The sequence below is a fragment of the Halpernia frigidisoli genome, assembly GCF_900113805.1.
Taxonomy (GTDB): domain Bacteria; phylum Bacteroidota; class Bacteroidia; order Flavobacteriales; family Weeksellaceae; genus Halpernia; species Halpernia frigidisoli.
The window spans coordinates 275,475-294,185 of sequence record NZ_FOQT01000001.1; the positions used below are offsets into that span (position 1 = coordinate 275,475).

An 18,711-nucleotide genomic window follows, 5' to 3' on the forward strand; every position below is an offset into this window, starting at 1 on the left:
TAACAGAATTTATAAAATTTAAAGTTCTGTAATGATATAATTTTTATAATTGTTCTTATTGAAAGAAAACATGTCGGAAGCAAGTTTCTGATTTTCTTTATAATCAGTGATCGCGATTACAGAAATATTGTTATCTTTTGAAAATTGCTCAAGCTTCACCAATTGATTTTTACCTGAATTTACATAAAGATAAACGTATTTTAAACCATTGTTTTTTGTTGGTGTCAATTGTATCTTATCCGCACTGATTCCATTTACTGCGATTTTTCCAACATATTTCACGTTATAATTTTTGTTGTAAGATTCCAGATAATTTAGCGGAGAAAACATTGCTTCGTCGCCATTTGGTTTCGCAATCGTCACTTCATGGTCTGCTTCGCTGATATTATAGATTTTACTTCCGTCAAAAATCTGTTCAGATCCCATTATTTTCAGTTTATATTTATCGCTCTGGCTATAAAAAATCCCTGGTTCAGTTTTCGTGACCTTGCCGTTGCCTGATCCGTAAATAAACTTAAAATAAGAATTTTGATCAGATTTGTAATTTTTGGTTACAGCATCTAAAAGTGATTTTGACTTTGCATCAATTTTCTGTGCCGTAGCAAATCCTGCAAAACTTAGCGCGAAGATTGAAAGCGTTATTTTATTTAAAAATCTCATAATTTTTGGTTTCATAATTTAGATTAGGAAAGTTTCAATAAGTTAAACCATTGTTTAATGTTAGTGAAATCTGTCAGTCCAATTTCAAAAAGTACGCCAAGAAATCATGAATTTGAAAATCAGGACATTATTTAGAAGCAACACAATTTTGCATTTTCCGAAAGTCCGTCCCGCTTTCCGTTGCAATCTTTTATAAAATTTTTCAAAATTTATAGAAGGATTTCCACTTCAATCGGGGCTATTTTTGAAGATTATTTTTAAGTTTGAAATTAAGAAAAAATTTAATTTCCTAAAATCTAAACCTATTTCCTCAATTCTTCCAAGAAATTATCCAGCGAATGCAGATCAGAAATTTGAACTTCTCTGGCTTTTGCACCATTAAATCCACCAACTATTCCACACGCTTCCAACTGATCCATAATTCTTCCTGCGCGGTTATAGCCCAGTTTTAATTGTCTCTGCAACATAGAAGTTGAACCTTGTTGAGTCGAAACAACAATTCTTGCTGCGTCTTCAAAAAGCACATCTTTTTCATTTGGATCAAATGCGCCAACGGTAGAAATAGTTTCATCCGCAGAATATTCCGGCAACATAAAAGCACTTGCGTAACCTTTTTGCTCGCCTATAAAATCTGCCAATCTTTCAACTTCAGGTGTATCTACAAACGCACATTGCAAACGCAAAATCTCATTTCCATTAAAATAAAGCATATCGCCTTTTCCAATCAATTGATCTGCGCCTGGAGAATCTAAAATCGTTCTGGAATCAACACTTGAAATTACACGAAACGCAGCTCTGGCCGGGAAATTTGCTTTTATCATTCCGGTAATTACATTCACGGAAGGTCTTTGTGTGGCCACAATTAAGTGAATTCCGACGGCTCTTGCGAGTTGCGCCAAACGGGCGATTGGTTGTTCCACTTCTTTTCCTGCGGTCATAATTAAATCTGCAAATTCATCCACTACCAAAACGATGTAAGGCAAATAACGGTGTCCATTTTCAGGATTTAATTTGCGTTGGGAAAATTTACTGTTATATTCTTTTATATTTTTACAAAAAGCATTTTTAAGCAGATCGTAACGTTGATCCATTTCAACGCAAAGTGAGTTTAAAGTGTTAATAACTTTATGTGTATCAGTAATAATTGCATCTTCACCGTCTGGAAGTTTTGCTAAATAATGGCGTTCAATTTTAGAATAAAGCGACAGTTCCACTTTTTTCGGATCGACCATTACAAATTTTAATTCGCTCGGGTGTTTTTTAAATAAAAGCGACGTTAAAATCGCGTTGATTCCCACAGATTTTCCTTGTCCTGTTGCACCTGCCATTAACAAATGCGGCATTTTTGATAAATCTGCCATAAAAACTTCATTGGAAATTGTTTTGCCAAAAACAACCGGCAGATCCATATCCGTATTTTGAAATTTCGCCGAAGCAATCACGGAACGTATAGAAACCATCGTCGGATTTTTTCGTGGGACTTCAATTCCAATTGTTCCTTTTCCGGGCATTGGTGCAATAATTCTAATTCCCAAAGCGGAAAGATTTAAAGCAATATCATCCTGTAATTTTTTCACGGCAGAAACGCGAATTCCCGCTTCCGGAACGATTTCATATAAAGTAACAGTTGGTCCAATTGTCGCTTTTATTTCAGCAATTCCGACGTTAAAAGTTTTAAGTAAACCGACAATTTTATTTTTATTTTCCTCTAATTCTTCCTGATTAACGTGGATTTCTTCCGGTCCATAATCTTTTAAAAGATCAATAGTTGGCATTTGAAATTTCGCTAGTTCTAAACGGTGGTCGTATTCGCCATGTTTTTGAACTAAATCCTGCGCTTTTCTATCGTATTCATTTAAATCTTCTTTTGGAATTTCCACTTCAAATTTAAAATTGTCTTCTTTTTCTGTTATCTGTGGTTTTTCAAAAGTAACCGGTGCAGAAGTAAATGAAGTTTGATTAGGTGTTTGAATTGGTTCAATATCACTCGTTACGTTTAAATTTAAAGGTGTCTGAAAAGATGTGTTTTGAACAGCAAATTCTTTCTCAACTAATTTTTCCTCTTCATTTTCTATTTCTAGTTCTTCGTCTGCTTCAAATTTTTCTGAGGATTTTGGCATCATACTTTTAACCCGACCCAAAGTATTGTCATTTAAATCATTAAGTTTAGATTTAACGTTTGTCGGATTCAGGTTAAATTCAAGCACAAAATAAAGACCGATGCTCACTAAAAGTACCATCCATAAACCGAAAGTTCCTATGATTGAATTTAAAAAATCCATGATCTGAAAACCATAAACACCACTTAAAACACCTGAACCGCCGGTTACAGCACCCATAAAAACGGGTATCCAGCAAATGAAAAATAAAGAATGGCCAAATGTTTTCCAGGGTTTAAAATAATTTTTTTTCATTATTAAAAGTCCGGTAACCAAACAGAGAAATGCCACAATAAAAGCGGCAATACCAAGACTTTCGAAAATGAAAAAGTTGCCGAGCCAGTCACCTATTTTACCAAAAACATTGGTAGATTTTATCGTTTTATCGAGTAAAGTTCCCGCCTGACTTTGATCACTTTTCCATTTCATTAAATAAGAAATGAATGAAAATGTAAGAACTATGGAGATTACACTAAATAAAACACCGAAAAAAATCCGTGGTTTTGAAAGGATCTTTGAAGATTGAGAATTGGTTTGGCCGGTGATTTTAGTTTTTTTTTCCATAATGCAAGTGGGGCAAATTTAATATTTTTTACTGAAAATCCTTAAATTATCTGATTAATATCAAGCTTAAAAAAGGCAAATTATTAGTCTATCTTAATTATCATGCTTATTTTTGTTGTCAATTATTTTTCTTATGAATAAAATCCAGAGTATTCTGATTTCTACCAGAACAATGGCCGTTCTTTTATTATTGTATGCCTTTTCAATGGCTTACGCTACATTTCTTGAAAATAATTACGGAACGCCTGCAGCAAAGGCTTTGATATATGAGGCGAAGTGGTTTGAGTTGATCATGGTACTTTTGATTTTAAATTTCATTGGTAATATGTTCCGATACAGACTTTTTCGCAGAGAAAAATGGTCTGTTTTAGGATTTCACCTGGCTTTTGTTTTTATCTTTATTGGCGGTGCATTAACGAGATATGTGAGTTTTGAAGGACAAATGCATATTCGTGAAGGTGCAACCAGCAATGAAATTATAACAGATAAAAATTTTTTTAAGATACAGATCGGTGAGCTTGGCGAAGATTTAAGTTATCCCGAAGTTCCTTATATGATGATCCCGGATGCAGCGCGTGAAAATTCTTATATTGGTAAAATTTCGCCACATAATTTTAAGGCCTCTTATGATTACCACGGTAAAAAAGTTTCAGTAAAGCAGCTTTCATACATACAACGGAAAAAAGACAGTTTGCTAATTTCTCCAAATGGAGCAGATTATCTTCATATCGTCACAGCTGGTGAAACCGGAAGACAAAATTTATACTTAAAATCTGGTGACGCACAAAGTTTAAATGGGACATTAGTTACCTACAACAGAGCAATTGACGGTGCGATTGAATTTAATGATACAAGCGGAACGATGCTTATAAAAACACCTGAAGATGCGGCATTTATGACGATGCTTACGCAAAAAACAGGTTCTACTAAGAAAAATGAATTTCAACCACTTGTATTACGAAGCTTATATACCATAAAAGATCTTAAATTAGTATTGCCAGAACCGGTAAGAAAAGGGAAACTTATTCAGCTTGAAGGTGATAAAATGAAAGATAAAAACCTGAACGATATGCTAAGTGTAGAAGTTCAGGGGCCAAAAACCAAACAGAATGTGCAGCTTTCTGTGGAAAAGGGAAATCCTAATGCTTACAAACAAATTACCATTGACGGTTTAAATATTATTTTAGGTTATGGACCAAAAATTTACAACACGCCGTTTTCCTTAAAACTGGATAAATTTGTAATGGAAACTTATCCGGGAAGTTCCTCACCTTCAGCGTATGAATCACACGTTCAGGTTGTTGATAAAGGCAAATCTGAGCCCTATAAAATTTATATGAATCATGTTTTAAACAATGACGGTTACCGTTTTTACCAGTCCAGTTTTGATCCTGACAGAAAGGGAACAATTCTTTCCGCAAATCATGATTTTTGGGGAACTCAGGTCACTTATTTAGGATATAATCTTTTATTTTTAAGTTTATTTTTAACATTATTCTGGAAAGGAACACACTTCTGGAAATTACATAAAAACCTTAAAGCGGTAAAAAGAAAAAAAATGACAATGTTAGTGCTGTTACTTTTTTCTTTTGGCTTAAATGCTCAGAAAATTGAAACACATTCCACCACCGATGGAAGCAGTGAAAATATTCATTCAAGCGCAGACGGACATAATCATGGCGAAGCGGATCTATTAACTTCTCAAAATCCAGATGTTGAACAAAGGGTAGTTGGTCCATTAAAAACAGCTCAGGTCATTACAGCAGATGCTATTATTTCCAAAAATCACATTGATAAAGCCCACGCGGATAAATTTGGTTATTTATTAGTTCAAAATTATGAAGGCCGAATTGTTCCGATCAATACTCAGGCACTCGATGTTTTAAGAAAATTATACAAAAAAGACGAATTTAAAGGGAGCGACGGTAAATCTTTGACAGCAAACCAATGGTTTCTTTCCATAAATACAGATACACCGAGTTGGACAATGGTTCCGATGATTTTTGTTGGTCCTAAAGGTGGCGATCTTTTGCAGAAAAAAACAAAAGCCAACGAAGAAGGTTATACGACATTGATGTCAATGTTTCCTTCTGATGGCGCAGGAAATCTACACTATGTTTTAGAAGAAGATTATAATGCAGCTTTTAGGAAAAAACCGGGCGATCAAACTAATTATGATAAAGAAGTAATTGCAGTAAATGACCGCGTTCAGGCATTTAATGAATTTTTTAGCGGTCAGTTCATGCGAATTGTACCGGTTCAAAATGATCCAAATAACACCTGGCATTCCTGGTTGGATAAAACCATGGAACCTGATGAAGTTTCACAAAAAGTGATGGGACCCTATTTTTCTTCGGTTTTAGATGCCGAACAGACCGGAGACTGGAGTAAAGCAGATTCAGAATTAAAAACGCTTTCAGATTATCAGCAGTTATGGGGTAAAAATGTTTCGCCGTCTGCTTCTAAAGTTAAGCTGGAAGTTTTTATGAACAAAGTGAATCTGAATTTTAAACTTTTAATTTTCTATACCCTTATTGGAAGTTTGCTTTTGATTCTAGGTTTTGTAGAGTTATTTAAACCAAATAAAATTTTAAATAAAGTAATAAAAGGATTTATTTATCTGGGTGTTGCAGGTTATATTTTACACTTTTTGGGATTAATTGCAAGATGGTATATTTCGGGACATGCACCTTGGAGTAATGGTTACGAAGCTATTATATTTATTTCGTGGGTAGGAATTACTGTAGGTTTGGTCTTTTATTTCGGTTTGGGAAGACCAAATTTAAAGGAAATAAGCGCAGCAAATTCAGCAAAATTGATTGATACTTCGAACGCTTCAAATGCTTTAATTCCTGCAGCAGGATTTATGGTTGCGGTTATTATGATGGGATTTGCGCATGGCGGTTCGGCTTTGGATCCGCAGATTACGCCACTTGTTCCGGTTTTAAAATCTTACTGGCTGATCATTCACGTGGCAATTATTACTTCAAGCTATGGCTTTTTTGCTTTGTCAATGATCATTGCAGTGATCACTTTGGTTTTTTATATTATTTCAAACAAAAAACTTTACGATTTCCACCACGATACGACTTTAAAAGAATTAACCATTGTTTCTGAAATGTCACTTACCGTTGGACTTTTTGCTTTAACTGTCGGAAATTTCTTAGGTGGAATTTGGGCAAATGAATCCTGGGGAAGATATTGGAGCTGGGATCCGAAAGAAACCTGGGCATTTATCTCAATTATGGTTTATGCTTTCGTTTTGCATATGCGTTTAGTTCCAGGTTTGCGGAGCAGATGGGCTTTTCACGTAGCAGCAATGTTTGCGTTTTGCTCGATGGTGATGACTTATTTTGGTGTAAATTATTATTTGTCTGGTTTGCATTCTTATGCGACGGGAGATCCGATTCCGGTTCCGGTTTGGGTTTATCTCGGACTTGGATTTATGCTCGCTCTGTCGATTGCTTCTTATATAAAATTTAAAATTTTAAAAAAATAAAAGAAGATCCTGAAATTTAATTTTCAGGATTTTTTTTGCTTTAAATTCTATTTCAAAAATCGATTGTTAAGATTTTTATCTTCTTCCGATAAATAGTCAGTGTCATAAAACTATGTTTTAAAAATTTTATTTTTAAAAATTGTACTGCATTTTCAAAATCTAATTTTTTTTCATTTTGTTGAAAAAATTCGTTTTAAGAAATAATTTTTTTTAATATTTTTGTGTAGATAACTTTAGGATTTATTTAATAAAAATTCAATTCAATTATGCAGACCGAACAATTAGTCCATAATATAAATTTAAAGATAAACGGAAAACCACAAAATATTGAGATAGAACCGTGGGTTTGTCTTTTAGATGTTTTGCGTGATCACTGTGATTTAACAGGTACAAAGAAAGGCTGTGATCATGGGCAATGTGGTGCTTGTACCGTAATTGTGGATGGAAAAAGGGTTCTTTCCTGTCTGACTTTAGCTGTTAGCAAGCATGGTTCTGAAATAAAAACGATAGAAGGAATCGCGAATGGAGAAGATCTTCATCCTGTGCAAAAAGCTTTTATAGAGCACGATGCTTTTCAATGCGGTTATTGTACACCAGGTCAGATCTGCAGCGCAGTTGCAATGCTTGAGGAAGGAAAGGCACAAACGCGTGAAGAAATTCAGGATTCAATGAGCGGAAACCTCTGCAGATGCGGAGCTAACAGTAATATCATCGATGCAATAATGGACGTTAAAAAAAATCATTATGAACAACTTTAAATATCTAAAGATTTCTAATTCTGAAGAAGCGCTTCATAATATTTCTAATCTGCAAAATTCAAAATTTTTAGCTGGCGGTACAAATTTGATAGACCTTTGGAAATATGATCTTTTGAATCCTGATACTTTAATAGACATTAATGAATTGCAGGACTTGACCACGGAAAATGAAACTGCAGATGGTAGTTTTTTTCTTGGAGCTTTGCTTACAAATGCAGAAACAGCTCATCATCCTGTAGTTGAAGAAAAATACCCTTTGTTATCCAGATCTATTTTAGCTGGTGCTTCCGCACAAATAAGAAACAGTGCCACAAACGGTGGAAATTTACTCCAAAAAACAAGGTGTTATTATTTTTATGATGCTGCTTTGCCATGTAATAAAAGAAATCCGGGCTCTGGTTGTCCCGCAATAGAAGGCTCTAACAGAATGCACGCTATTTTAGGAACCAGTGAAAAATGTATTGCTGTTTTTCCTTCAGATATGTGTGTTGGTTTGGCTGCTTTGGAGGCGGTAATTCAGGTAAAAGGTTTAAATGGTGAACGACTTATAAAATTTGAAGATTTTCATACTCTACCAGGAGAAACGCCGGAAATAGATAATACATTGGCAGAAGATGAACTAATTACGGGTATCATTTTACCAAAAGAGGGTTTTGCGGAAAATTTTTCTTATTTAAAGTTAAGAGATCGTTCTTCGTACGCATTTGCTCTAATAAGCGTAGCAACTGGTTTAAAACTGGAAAACGGACTTATAAAAAAAGCGAGAATTGCCTTAGGTGGCATTGCTCATAAACCCTGGAGAGTGAAAGAAGCAGAAGATTTTCTTATCGATAAAAAACCTGATGAAGAAAATTTCCGGACAGCAGCAGAAATGATCATCAAAGGAGCAAAAGGTTTCGGTGATAATGATTTCAAAATAGAATTGTCAAAAAAAGCTATTGTTAGAAACTGTTTAATGGCATTAGATCCAACAGAATCTCAAAGACCGGGCGCTAAACCTGCATTATAATTACCATGGAAAAATTAAAGCAAATAGGAAATCCCCTAAGCAGACTGGAAGGCGTGCAAAAAGTAACAGGTTCTGCAAAATATTCCGGCGAATATAATGTGCCAAATTTATTGCAGGGTTACATTGTTAACAGCACCATAACTAAGGGAAAAATTATCGAAATTGATGAAAAAGCTGCAAGATCGCTGAAAGGTGTAATAGAAATATTTTCCCACAAAAAAAGACCAAAATTAGCATGGTTTGATATTATGTATTCTGATATGGATGCGCCACAAGGTGTTCCACTTAAACCGTTGTACAACGATGAAATTTTTTATAATGGACAACCAATTGCTTTAGTCGTTGCAGAAACTTTTGAAATCGCGCGTTATGCAGCATCATTAATTGTTGTAAAATATGAAGAAGAGACTTTTAAAACTGATCTTATAACAAATTTAGATTTGGCAAGACCTCCAAAAAAGGGACTTCTTCAACTAATTATGCCTACGCCGGAAATCAAAAGAGGAGATTTTGATAAGTCTTACAGTAATTCAAATTCACAATATCAGGGTCAGTTTATCCATCAGGAGCAACATCATAACCCTTTGGAATTATTTGCAACGACAACAGTTTATGAAGGAGATGGTAAAATTACCGTTTACGATAAAACACAGGGAACAAATAACTGTCAGGTTTATATCGGCAATGTTTTTGGTTTGCATTATAAAGATGTACGCGTAATCTCAACTTATGTAGGTGGGGGATTTGGTTCTGGTTTGCGCCCACAATATCAGGTTTTTATGAGCGTAATGGCATCTATTGCATTAAAAAGAAACGTACGCGTTACAATGGATCGTGCGCAGATGTTTACATTTGGTTATCGTCCTAAATCTGTTCAGAATACAAAGTTTGCGACTGATAAAGATGGAAAAGTGGTGGCGCTTTATCATCAGGCGTTATGTGAAACTTCTCAGTATGAAGATTATTCAGAGAATATTGTGAATTGGGGAAATATTCTTTATCCGGCAGAAAATACCAAAACAGATTATCAATTAGTTCCTTTAGATAATTCTTCACCATTGGATATGCGGGCTCCTGGCGGAAGTACGGCGATGCATGCCATCGAATCCACTATTGATCAGCTATCTTATCAAAATAATATTGATCCTCTGGAATTTAGAATTCTTAATTATTCTGAACGTGATGTAAGTACAGATAAGCCTTTCTCCAGCAAGGAACTAATGCAATGTTATCTTCAGGGCGCTGACAAATTTGGGTGGAATGACAGAAATCCAGCACCAAGATCTACTAAAAGAGGGAAAAGACTTGTAGGAACAGGTATGAGCTCTGGAATTTGGGAAGTTATGACGATCCCAACCCGTGCTTCCGCAGAAATTGATGCTGAGGGAAAATTAACGGTAAAAAGTGCTGTGACCGACATTGGAACGGGTACCTTAACGGTAATGACACAGATTGCCTCTGACAGTATGGGCGTTGATATTGAAGATGTAAATTTTATTTACGGAGACAGCTCGCTTCCGTTATCGCCTATACAAGGCGGTTCTTACACAACCGGAATTTTAGGTTCGGCTGTAAAAGCTGCTTGTAATAAATTACAGAAAACCTTATTTAAAATTGCAAAAAAAATGGACAACTCACCATTTTTATCCAGCAAGTTTCAGGATGTGGAATTTCAAGGTGCTGAAATATTTTTAAAAAATGACAATTCTAAAAAAATCGCATTTGTAGATATTGTCGCTTTTAATGGCGGAAAAAATATTAAAGAAAAAAAGTTTAATTCACTTAATAATTCAAAGAAAAAAAAATATACCAGTGCTGCTCACAGTGCCGCTTTTGTAGAAGTAGAAGTGGATGAAGAATTGGGTGTTATTACTGTGACGCGTGCTTTAACAGCGGTCGCAGCGGGGAAAATAATAAATCCTAAAACTGCTGCAAGCCAAATAAAGGGCGGTATGATCTGGGGAATAAGCAAGGTTTTATTTGAAGAAACACTTACGGATCATAATTTTGGAAGACATCTTAATACTAATTTAGGTGAGTATCATATTCCCACGCATGCCGATGTTCATCAATTAGATGTAATTTTTGTGGAGGAAAAGGATGAGATCATAAATGAACTTGGTATAAAGGGAGTGGGAGAAATTGGTCTTTGTTCTATGTCGCCGGCAATTGCAAACGCCATATACCACGCGACTGGTAAAAGAATGAACAACCTGCCGATCCATTTTAATGAACTTATTTAAAACAAAAAATATCAGGTAATAGTTTTATTTATCATTTAATCTATAAGTAAAAAATTCATGATTTTAATGGCTTAATTTTAGATGCTTTTCGCTTTTTATAAAGTCTCAAACTAAAATTAAAAGCCAAAGTTTTTTATGGATAAATTTAAAAATTTAACATTAAAAGTTCTGAAATGGATCGGTATTTCTGTGGTTTCAGTTTTATTTTTAATGTTTATAATTCCTCTTTTATTTCCGGGAACTATTTCTCAGCAGGTAAAATTGATCGCCAATAAACATCTTGCAGCAAAATTAGATTATAAGAAAACGCATCTCACTTTTTTTAAACATTTTCCCTCGCTTACGGTCACCATTGATGATTTGCTTTTAAAAGGTTCCGCGCCTTTTCAGCAGGACACTTTATTAACGGCAAAAGAAGTTTCTGCAGGAATTAACTTAAAAGATCTTATTTTTAACAGAACAGTTAAGATCGATGAAATATACATTACAGATTCTTACGCCAATGTTTTTGTAAATTCAAAAGGCCAGGCTAATTATAATGTTTACGTTTCTACACCGAGCAATAAACCGGCAGATTCCACAGGCAAAGGCGCTTCCATTAAACTCGACCTTATCAAATTTGAAAATATCCATCTTAAATACATCGACCAAGCCGCAAAAATTTTAGTCGATGCAAAAGGTTTAAATTATACCGGAAAAGGCGGTTTTAGTAAAGATGTTTTTGATCTTGATACAAATCTGGATATTAATACTTTAGATTTCAGCTTAGACAGAATTTATTATTCTCAGCAGAAAAAAATTCACGCTGATTTAATTACAAGAATTAATACCAACGCGTTGACATTTGTTTTAAGAAAAAATGAATTGAGGATCAACGAATTACCTTTAAAATTTACCGGCTTTTTTAGTATTTTAAAAGAAGGATATGATCTTAATATCAACGCAGCTTCCGAGAAAACGACCATTCGTGACATGATTTCCGTTTTGCCGCCGCAATACTTAGATTGGGGAAAAAATTCGAAAATTGAAGGTAACAGTGATTTTTTCTTTAGTTTGAAAGGAAAATTTATCCCATCAAAAAATCTTAAACCGAATTTGAAAGCCAGTCTTTTAGTTAAAGATGGTTTTGTTTCCAGCGGAGGTGCGCAGGTTCCGATGAAAAATCTGAATATGGATCTTTCTGTCGATTTGCCGTCTTTAAATACTGACAATTTAGGTTTAAACTTAAAGAATTTAATGTTCGATCTGGGAAAAAATAATAATTTCCGTGCGGTTGTAAAAACAAAGGGTTTAAAAGAAATGCAGATCAATGCAGATATAAAAGGTGCCTTAAATTTACAAACATTGCAGCAGACTTTAGGTTTAGAAAATATTCAGATGAAAGGTTTTATAAATACGAATATCCAATCAAATGGTATTTTTAATTTAGATAAAAAATTGTTTCCCATTACAAAAGGATTTATAACATTAAAAGAAGGTTTTCTTAAAACAAAATATTATCCAAATCCCGTTCAGAATATCAATATCGATGCGAAAATTAATAACACGGATGGCACTTTTAAAAGTCTGGGTGTAAATCTAAATCCCTTTAAGTTTGATTTTGAAGGAAATCCCGTCTTTGTAACCGCAGATTTGCAAAATTTTGAAGATCTTTTATATAAAGTTACTGCGAAAGGAACTCTAAACGTGGGAAGAATTTATAAGGTTTTTGCCAAAAAAGGCCTCGATGTTTCGGGTTTAATTATGGCAAATTTATTTTTAGATGGTAAACAAAGTTATGCAACAACCGGTCAATACAGCAAACTTAATAACAAAGGGACATTAATTTTAAAAGATATAAAAGCCACCACAGAATATCTACCGAAATCATTTTACATAAAAGAAGGAAATTTTCAGTTTGAGAATGAGAAAATGTGGTTCAGGAAATTTAATGCAACTTATGGAAAATCTGATTTTGCTTTAAACGGCTATCTTTTAAATACAATTAATTATTTTATAGAGAGAAAAGGGACGCTTCATGGGAAGTTTGTGATGAATTCCAATTATATTTTAGTTGATGAATTTATGGCGTTGCAAAAAGGTGATAATACTAATAAATCAATTGAAGTTGATTATGCCAAAGCTGAAAATCCTAAAAGCAGCGGCGTGGTTATCGTACCAAAAAATCTCGACGTAAGTCTGGAAGCGAATGTAAAAAAAGTAGATTTTAAAGGTTTAAATTTAAATGATCTGAAAGGTTTAGCGTCAATTAGCAAAGGACAGGTTTATTTAAAAAATACAGATTTCAATATCATTGGCAGTAAAATGAATGTTGATGCGCGTTATCAGGATGAAACACCTTTGACCGCAAATTTTGATATCGCTTTAAAAGTTCAGGATTTTAATGTTCAAAGAGCTTACAAAGAAATCGAAATGGTGCGGAAAATGGCGACCGCGGCAAAAGATGTGAAGGGAATTGTTGCCATAGATTACAAATTAAAAGGTGATTTTGATAAAAATATGACGCCTATTTATCCGTCCTTAGAAGGTGGTGGTTTGGTAAATCTTAGAGATGTGGAAGTCAAAAATCTGAAAATGCTTTCAACTGTTGGAAACAGTATTGGTGCAAAAGCCTTTAACGATCCCGACATGAAAGGTGTTAATATCGAAACGCATATTTCAAAAAATCTCATTCATATCGATGAATTTACCTTTAAAGTTTCGTTGCTTCGACCTACGATCAGTGGGACTAGTAGTTTTAATGGACTTTTGGATCTGCAAATCCGAGTTGGACTTCCGCCCGGCGGATGGATCGGTTTCCCGATCGTGGTGACTGGAACTCAGGCTGATCCTAAAATTAAAATTTTTAGCAAAACAGGACAGGGAATTGTGGACGCTTTATATAATACAAAGTCAAACAAAGTGATTCGTCAGGAAAAAAGGGCAGAAAAAAAATCCAGGAGACAGCAAAGAAGAGATCAGGAAGCACAGGAAAAGAAAGCGAAAACTGCTGAAAATAAAATTTCGACGGACGTAAAGAAAAAATAGGATTTTTAGAAGATATTAAATATTAAGAAAAAGAGATGGATGAAAATATTTTGGGTTTAGTAGCTGGTGCGATTACGTCAGTCGCGATGTTGCCGCAATTAATAAAAGTTTTAAAGGAAAAAGATGTAAAAGATCTGTCGCTCGTGATGATTTTGACCTTGATCTCAGGTTTGTCACTTTGGGTTTGGTATGGTTTTTTAAAGGATGAATTGCCAATTATTTTATCTAATGCATTTGCGGTTTTGGTAAATATCTGTCTTTTGATATCTTACATTATTTACAGAAAAAAATAATAATTTAACTAAAATCATTTTTAATATTTTCAGTTATTTAAAGAGCTAATTATCAGATATTAAATAATTTAAATCATTAAAAATGGGACGTATCAATATCTTTTCATTTTAAAAAAAAGCATATCTTTGCAACTAATTATTTATAATTTCTAAATGGACCCCGACAGTTTCGTCAAGATCTTAATAGCCATTCTTTTAGTGCTGCTGAATGGTTTTTTTGTTGCAGCAGAATTCTCAATAGTAAAAGTCCGGTATTCGCAAATTCAGCTGAAAGCAGCTGAAGGAAACAAGATGGCAAAACAGGCTGAAAAGATCATAAAAAATCTTGATGCTTATCTTTCTGCCACTCAACTCGGTATCACTCTGGCCTCGCTGGCTTTAGGTTGGGTTGGTGAAAGTGCTTTACACGATATTTTTTTAAGTCTATTTCACACTTTCAACATCAATTTAGCGGAAACGACCATTACAACTGTTTCTGTCATTTGTAGTTTTTTGATCATTACGATTATGCACATTGTTTTTGGGGAATTAATTCCAAAATCCATTGCGATCCGAAAATCAGAATCAACTACTTTTTTCATAGCAGCGCCATTAAGAATTTTTTACAATATTTTTCGTCCTTTTATTTGGTTGATGAACTCTTTGTCAAACTTTTTTTTAAGGTTAATGAAAATTCATCCGGCTTCAGAACAGGAAATTCACTCAACAGAAGAACTGCAGTTATTGGTGAAACAATCTGCTGCGGGTGGAGAAATTGAGGAAGAAAATTACGAGATCATTAAAAATGCTTTTGATTTTACAGACCATTCCGCAAAACAGATCATGGTTGCGCGACAAAACATTTTAAGTATTGATTTTGAAGATACTTTAGAGGAAATTATGGATATTATCATGGCAAGTGGTTATTCCAGAATTCCGGTTTATGAAAATTCTATTGATAATATTATCGGGATATTTTACACCAAAGAAATTATCCGGGAATTTGTTAAAAGAAAGGGTGAACTTTCTCACGACGATCTTAAAGGCTTAATGCGCGAACCTTTTTTCGTGGTGGGAAGTAAAAAAATCTCAGATCTACTTAAAATTTTTCAGCAGAAAAAACAGCATTTGGCAATTATTATCGACGAATTTGGCGGCACAGAAGGTGTTATCACTTTAGAGGATATTTTGGAAGAACTGGTTGGTGAAATTCAGGATGAAGAAGATGATGAAGAGACGATCGTTGATAAAGTTGGTGACAATATATTTTGGGTTCAGGCGACGCAGCCGTTAGAAGAAATTAATGAATATTTGCCGAAAGAACTTCCTGAAGAAGGTGATTTTAATACTTTATCGGGTTTTATAATGCACTTTTTAGGAGATATTCCGGAAGAAAATCAAGAGTTTGAAATCGAAGATTATCATTTTAAAATTCTTAAGATGAAAAATATGAGCGTGGAATTGGTAGAATTAACTTTCGAACCAATAGCACAGGATGAAATTTCACTTGAAGATATCAATACCAATATTTAATGACTTTTTTTCCTTTAAATATCAAAGATTATGAAAGTCCAAAACGCGAATATGAGGAGGATGTCGCGGTCTTGGAAGACCAAAGTTTTGAAAACAAACTGGTAGTTTACAACGACGATGTTAATACATTTGATTACGTAATTTCATGTTTGGTGGAAATTTGTGGGCACACTTTAGAACAAGCCGAGCAATGCACAATGTTGATCCATTACAAAGGAAAATGCCGTGTAAAGACTGGAAGTTTGGAGAAATTGTTGCCAATGCACCAAAAATTGTTGTCCAGAAGTTTGACAAGTGAAATAGAGTAAATTTCAGTATTAAAATTTACTAAATAATCTTAATTATCCTAAAAGGAAATTTTTACTAGTTTTCTCTCTTTAAAGTTTTAATATTATCAATTAACTGTTGCATTTCCAAAGTTAATGTACCATTGTAAATTCCCCTTATTCTTCTGTTTTTGTCTACTAAAATAAAATGTTCTGTGTGTAAAAACTCCGTGCTGTCCTTGCTAAAACCGATATCTTCTTCTGCGAAATAAGATTTTCTGGCAATTTTATAAATCTCACTTTTATTACCTGTCAGGAAATTCCAGTTTTTAGTCTTAATATTATATTTGGCTTTAAATTGTTTTAAAACTGACGGCGTATCGATCCACGGAGTAACAGAAAAAGACAAAAATTGAATATTTTTATCACTTATAAAGTAATCGCTCACAGTCTTCATATTTTTGGTTATCGTTGGGCAAATACTTCCACATGATGTAAAAATAAAGTTAGCAATATGAATTTTTCCATTTAGCGATTTTTCATTTATAACCGTTGAATCTTGATTCAATAAGCTAAAATCGGCAATCTTGTGTGTGATTGTTTTTTCAATTTCATTTTTACCAGTGATAAATACGGGCGTAAATGTAGGTTCATTGTATTATGGCAAAGACAAAGAATTTTTTTTGTCACCCGTACAACTTAAAATTAAAAAACTACCTAACAGTAAACACGCTATCCGATACATTTTTGCAATTTTTGGTTCCTAATAATCCATATCTTTTTCCACTTATGATCACGTAGTTTGCGCGGATTTTGCCGTTATCATACCATAGTTTTTGCGGGCCTTCTTCCTGCCCATTTTTATAAGTGGCTAGATGAATTAGTTTTCCAAGGTTGTTCCATTCCTTCATTTCATCTTCATAAATATCATTTTTGGCTAAAAATTCAAATCTTTTATAACCATTTTCCCAGAAAGCAATCTGTTTTCCCTCCTTTTTTCCTTTAAAATAGAAACGCATTTCCATTAAATTTTTATTGCCAAACCATTTTTTTGAAACACCACTCTGTAAACCTTCATAGTAACTTTCAAAAGATAGTGTATCATTTCTATTTTCATCTAATCGATACAGAAAGCCTGAAAACAGCTGATGATTTACAAATAATGTGTCATTTTTTAACTTCAAATTTTCATCGTTTGCATTTTTATAGATCTTTGGAATTTTTTTGATTACAATATCTTTCTCCGCACTATTTTTTGAGCAGGAAATGAACAATAAAAATAAAATAAAATACCTGAAAATTTTCATTATTGTGTGACAGTTCCTGGAGTTCCATAGTAGCCATTACCATTAAGATAAGGCGCATCCACTGTAAAATGATAGTGATAAATTCCGTTCGGAAAATCTTTAGTGGCGTGAATATGTCCGTGATAAACGTCAAGCTGACTGTTTGTTACAGTACTTCCATTTTCTTCCTGTGGCCCGTAAACAGGAAAACCATCTAAAAGAAATCCCAATAATCCTGATTTTGTGGTTTTTACGGTTGTTAAATATACAGGTTCGACATGGTAATGGTATTGTCCCGTCGCTTGAGGATGTCCATAATTTTGATCAAAACTTTCAATTTCATTAGTTAGAGCCTGATTATTTGGTTCTGCGTATTGATTGTAAAAAGGAATACCATTTAATGAAACACCGATTGCGCCAAGAGGCGTGCGGCATGATTTGTAGCTTCCTTTGGATTTACGGGAATTTTAAAAGTCAGATTCTGAGAAATGATCAAATTTGGATTTTTTTTAAATGTATTTCCTCCAAAAGTAGTTCCGCTAAAATTTTCGTATAAGGCATTATTTGCAGGATAATATATGCTTTTATGATCTGGTAAATCATTTGTTTTTATGGTAATAAATGTGCCATCACTGCTCATACTTGTAGCGCCATAAATTTTGGCATAAACTGTCGGAATCTGAGTTGAAGTTGGTAATGTAGAAACCTGTCCAGTTTCATTGCCACTGCTACAGGATGAAATAATGAAAAATACAAAAGTGCCAAATGAGCAAAAATAGCTTTTGTTTTTAATTGAAGTCATGTTCATTAGTTTTCGGTTTGATTAATCTTTTAAAGAAAAGTTAAAACTAATATTAAAATAATCTTCAAATACTATTATTTATAATTAGCGAGTACATAAATTTATATCAGTTAGAATTTAAATATTTTTTTTTGGCATCATAATGGGCTATACTTTTGAAATAATTTTATAATTAAATATTATGAAAAAAATAATTGCACTCATCGCATTCATTGGAACATTCTCATTCGCTTCTGCGCAATCAAATTACTACAATGATTATCAAAACAGCATTTCAGGTGTTAATTGGCAATCTGTTGCTACAGACTTACTTTTAAGTACACAGCAAAGCAGTCAGTTAACATCATTAAATAACAGATATCCAGATTACAATTCTTGGGACAGCCATTATAAGAGTAATCCAAATGGATGGAGAACAGACAGAAATGCTGAGATCCAGAGAATAATGGGACCAACAAAGTATAAAAAGTTTAAAAATAAAAACTACAAAGGTCAAAATCCTGTTGCTGTTTATAACAGAAACAAAAATAACTATAAATCCAAAGGAAAATCTTACAGTCACGAGCAACGTGAAGGTCATGGGAATAAAAAAGGCCATGGAAAGGGAAAACATTAATTAAAATATATAAAAAA

Annotated in this window: 15 protein-coding genes; 9 read left to right on the top strand and 6 right to left on the bottom strand. The window is 33.8% G+C overall.

All coding sequences use genetic code 11. The annotated features are described in order from the left end of the window. Positions 1-18 precede the first annotated feature (18 nt). Both BM238_RS01325 and BM238_RS01330 read right to left on the bottom strand, forming a co-directional pair. Positions 19-675 (bottom strand): outer membrane lipoprotein periplasmic chaperone LolA1, encoded by a 657-nt coding sequence (locus tag BM238_RS01325; protein WP_394333969.1) that lies wholly within the window; start codon positions 673-675, stop codon positions 19-21. Between the two features lie 287 nt (positions 676-962). Further along, positions 963-3,383 (bottom strand): FtsK/SpoIIIE family DNA translocase, encoded by a 2,421-nt coding sequence (locus BM238_RS01330; RefSeq protein ID WP_090078387.1) that lies wholly within the window; start codon positions 3,381-3,383, stop codon positions 963-965. A 133-nt stretch (positions 3,384-3,516) separates the two neighbouring features. Here BM238_RS01330 and ccsA point away from each other — a divergent pair, with 133 nt between their 5' ends. From ccsA to BM238_RS01370, 8 genes are all read left to right on the top strand, one after another. After that, complete coding sequence (gene ccsA / locus BM238_RS01335; protein ID WP_090078388.1) at positions 3,517-6,882, top strand: cytochrome c biogenesis protein; 3,366 nt, start codon at positions 3,517-3,519, stop codon at positions 6,880-6,882. 266 nt (positions 6,883-7,148) lie between these two features. After that, entirely contained in the window at positions 7,149-7,640 is a 492-nt protein-coding gene (locus BM238_RS01340) for a (2Fe-2S)-binding protein (RefSeq protein WP_090078389.1), read from the top strand. Further along, positions 7,627-8,649 carry an FAD binding domain-containing protein gene (locus BM238_RS01345; RefSeq protein WP_090078390.1) on the top strand — a complete coding sequence of 341 codons (1,023 nt, stop codon included), beginning with the start codon at positions 7,627-7,629 and terminating at the stop codon, positions 8,647-8,649. The genes BM238_RS01340 and BM238_RS01345 overlap by 14 nt, the downstream gene beginning before the upstream one ends. A 5-nt stretch (positions 8,650-8,654) precedes the next feature. After that, entirely contained in the window at positions 8,655-10,892 is a 2,238-nt protein-coding gene (locus BM238_RS01350) for a xanthine dehydrogenase family protein molybdopterin-binding subunit (protein ID WP_090078391.1), read from the top strand. A 135-nt stretch (positions 10,893-11,027) separates the two neighbouring features. Further along, the gene (locus BM238_RS01355) at positions 11,028-13,919 is read left to right on the top strand and encodes an AsmA-like C-terminal region-containing protein (protein WP_090078392.1); all 2,892 of its coding nucleotides are present in this window, start codon (positions 11,028-11,030) and stop codon (positions 13,917-13,919) included. Positions 13,920-13,954: 35 nt separating this feature from the next. Beyond that, complete coding sequence (locus BM238_RS01360) at positions 13,955-14,212, top strand: SemiSWEET transporter (protein WP_090078393.1); 258 nt, start codon at positions 13,955-13,957, stop codon at positions 14,210-14,212. 153 nt (positions 14,213-14,365) lie between these two features. Then, positions 14,366-15,724: a hemolysin family protein gene (locus tag BM238_RS01365; RefSeq protein WP_090078394.1), complete on the top strand. Its 1,359-nt coding sequence runs from the start codon at positions 14,366-14,368 to the stop codon at positions 15,722-15,724. After that, positions 15,724-16,032, top strand: a complete 309-nt coding sequence (locus BM238_RS01370; RefSeq protein WP_090078395.1) for an ATP-dependent Clp protease adaptor ClpS — start codon at positions 15,724-15,726, stop codon at positions 16,030-16,032. Before BM238_RS01365 ends, BM238_RS01370 begins: the two co-directional genes overlap by 1 nt. A 55-nt stretch (positions 16,033-16,087) precedes the next feature. Here BM238_RS01370 and BM238_RS01375 read toward each other — a convergent pair whose 3' ends face one another. The 4 genes from BM238_RS01375 to BM238_RS14475 form a co-directional block, all read right to left on the bottom strand. Next, complete coding sequence (locus BM238_RS01375) at positions 16,088-16,618, bottom strand: SCO family protein (RefSeq protein ID WP_317040673.1); 531 nt, start codon at positions 16,616-16,618, stop codon at positions 16,088-16,090. A gap of 85 nt (positions 16,619-16,703) precedes the next feature. Beyond that, on the bottom strand, positions 16,704-17,297 hold the full coding sequence (locus BM238_RS01380) for a toxin-antitoxin system YwqK family antitoxin (protein WP_221404918.1): 594 nt from the start codon (positions 17,295-17,297) through the stop codon (positions 16,704-16,706). Beyond that, on the bottom strand, positions 17,297-17,689 hold the full coding sequence (locus tag BM238_RS14470; RefSeq protein ID WP_317040674.1) for a YHYH protein: 393 nt from the start codon (positions 17,687-17,689) through the stop codon (positions 17,297-17,299). The genes BM238_RS01380 and BM238_RS14470 overlap by 1 nt, the downstream gene beginning before the upstream one ends. Then, a complete protein-coding gene (locus tag BM238_RS14475; protein WP_233741889.1) occupies positions 17,674-18,078 on the bottom strand; it encodes a hypothetical protein in 405 nt (134 codons plus the stop codon). The genes BM238_RS14470 and BM238_RS14475 overlap by 16 nt, the downstream gene beginning before the upstream one ends. Positions 18,079-18,259: 181 nt before the next feature. Between BM238_RS14475 and BM238_RS01390 the strand changes: the two genes are divergently transcribed. Then, complete coding sequence (locus tag BM238_RS01390; protein ID WP_090078396.1) at positions 18,260-18,694, top strand: hypothetical protein; 435 nt, start codon at positions 18,260-18,262, stop codon at positions 18,692-18,694. The last annotated feature ends 17 nt before the right edge of the window (positions 18,695-18,711 follow it).

Coding starts and splice junctions, on each gene's coding strand:
- BM238_RS01340 (WP_090078389.1), top strand. CDS start 7,149: ATGCAGACCGAACAATTAGTCCATAATATAAATTTAAAGATAAACGGA.
- BM238_RS01370 (WP_090078395.1), top strand. CDS start 15,724: ATGACTTTTTTTCCTTTAAATATCAAAGATTATGAAAGTCCAAAACGC.
- BM238_RS01365 (WP_090078394.1), top strand. CDS start 14,366: ATGGACCCCGACAGTTTCGTCAAGATCTTAATAGCCATTCTTTTAGTG.
- BM238_RS01345 (WP_090078390.1), top strand. CDS start 7,627: ATGAACAACTTTAAATATCTAAAGATTTCTAATTCTGAAGAAGCGCTT.
- BM238_RS01355 (WP_090078392.1), top strand. CDS start 11,028: ATGGATAAATTTAAAAATTTAACATTAAAAGTTCTGAAATGGATCGGT.
- BM238_RS01380 (WP_221404918.1), bottom strand. CDS start 17,297: ATGAAAATTTTCAGGTATTTTATTTTATTTTTATTGTTCATTTCCTGC.
- BM238_RS01325 (WP_394333969.1), bottom strand. CDS start 675: ATGAAACCAAAAATTATGAGATTTTTAAATAAAATAACGCTTTCAATC.
- BM238_RS01350 (WP_090078391.1), top strand. CDS start 8,655: ATGGAAAAATTAAAGCAAATAGGAAATCCCCTAAGCAGACTGGAAGGC.
- ccsA (WP_090078388.1), top strand. CDS start 3,517: ATGAATAAAATCCAGAGTATTCTGATTTCTACCAGAACAATGGCCGTT.
- BM238_RS14475 (WP_233741889.1), bottom strand. CDS start 18,078: ATGACTTCAATTAAAAACAAAAGCTATTTTTGCTCATTTGGCACTTTT.
- BM238_RS01360 (WP_090078393.1), top strand. CDS start 13,955: ATGGATGAAAATATTTTGGGTTTAGTAGCTGGTGCGATTACGTCAGTC.
- BM238_RS01390 (WP_090078396.1), top strand. CDS start 18,260: ATGAAAAAAATAATTGCACTCATCGCATTCATTGGAACATTCTCATTC.
- BM238_RS01330 (WP_090078387.1), bottom strand. CDS start 3,383: ATGGAAAAAAAAACTAAAATCACCGGCCAAACCAATTCTCAATCTTCA.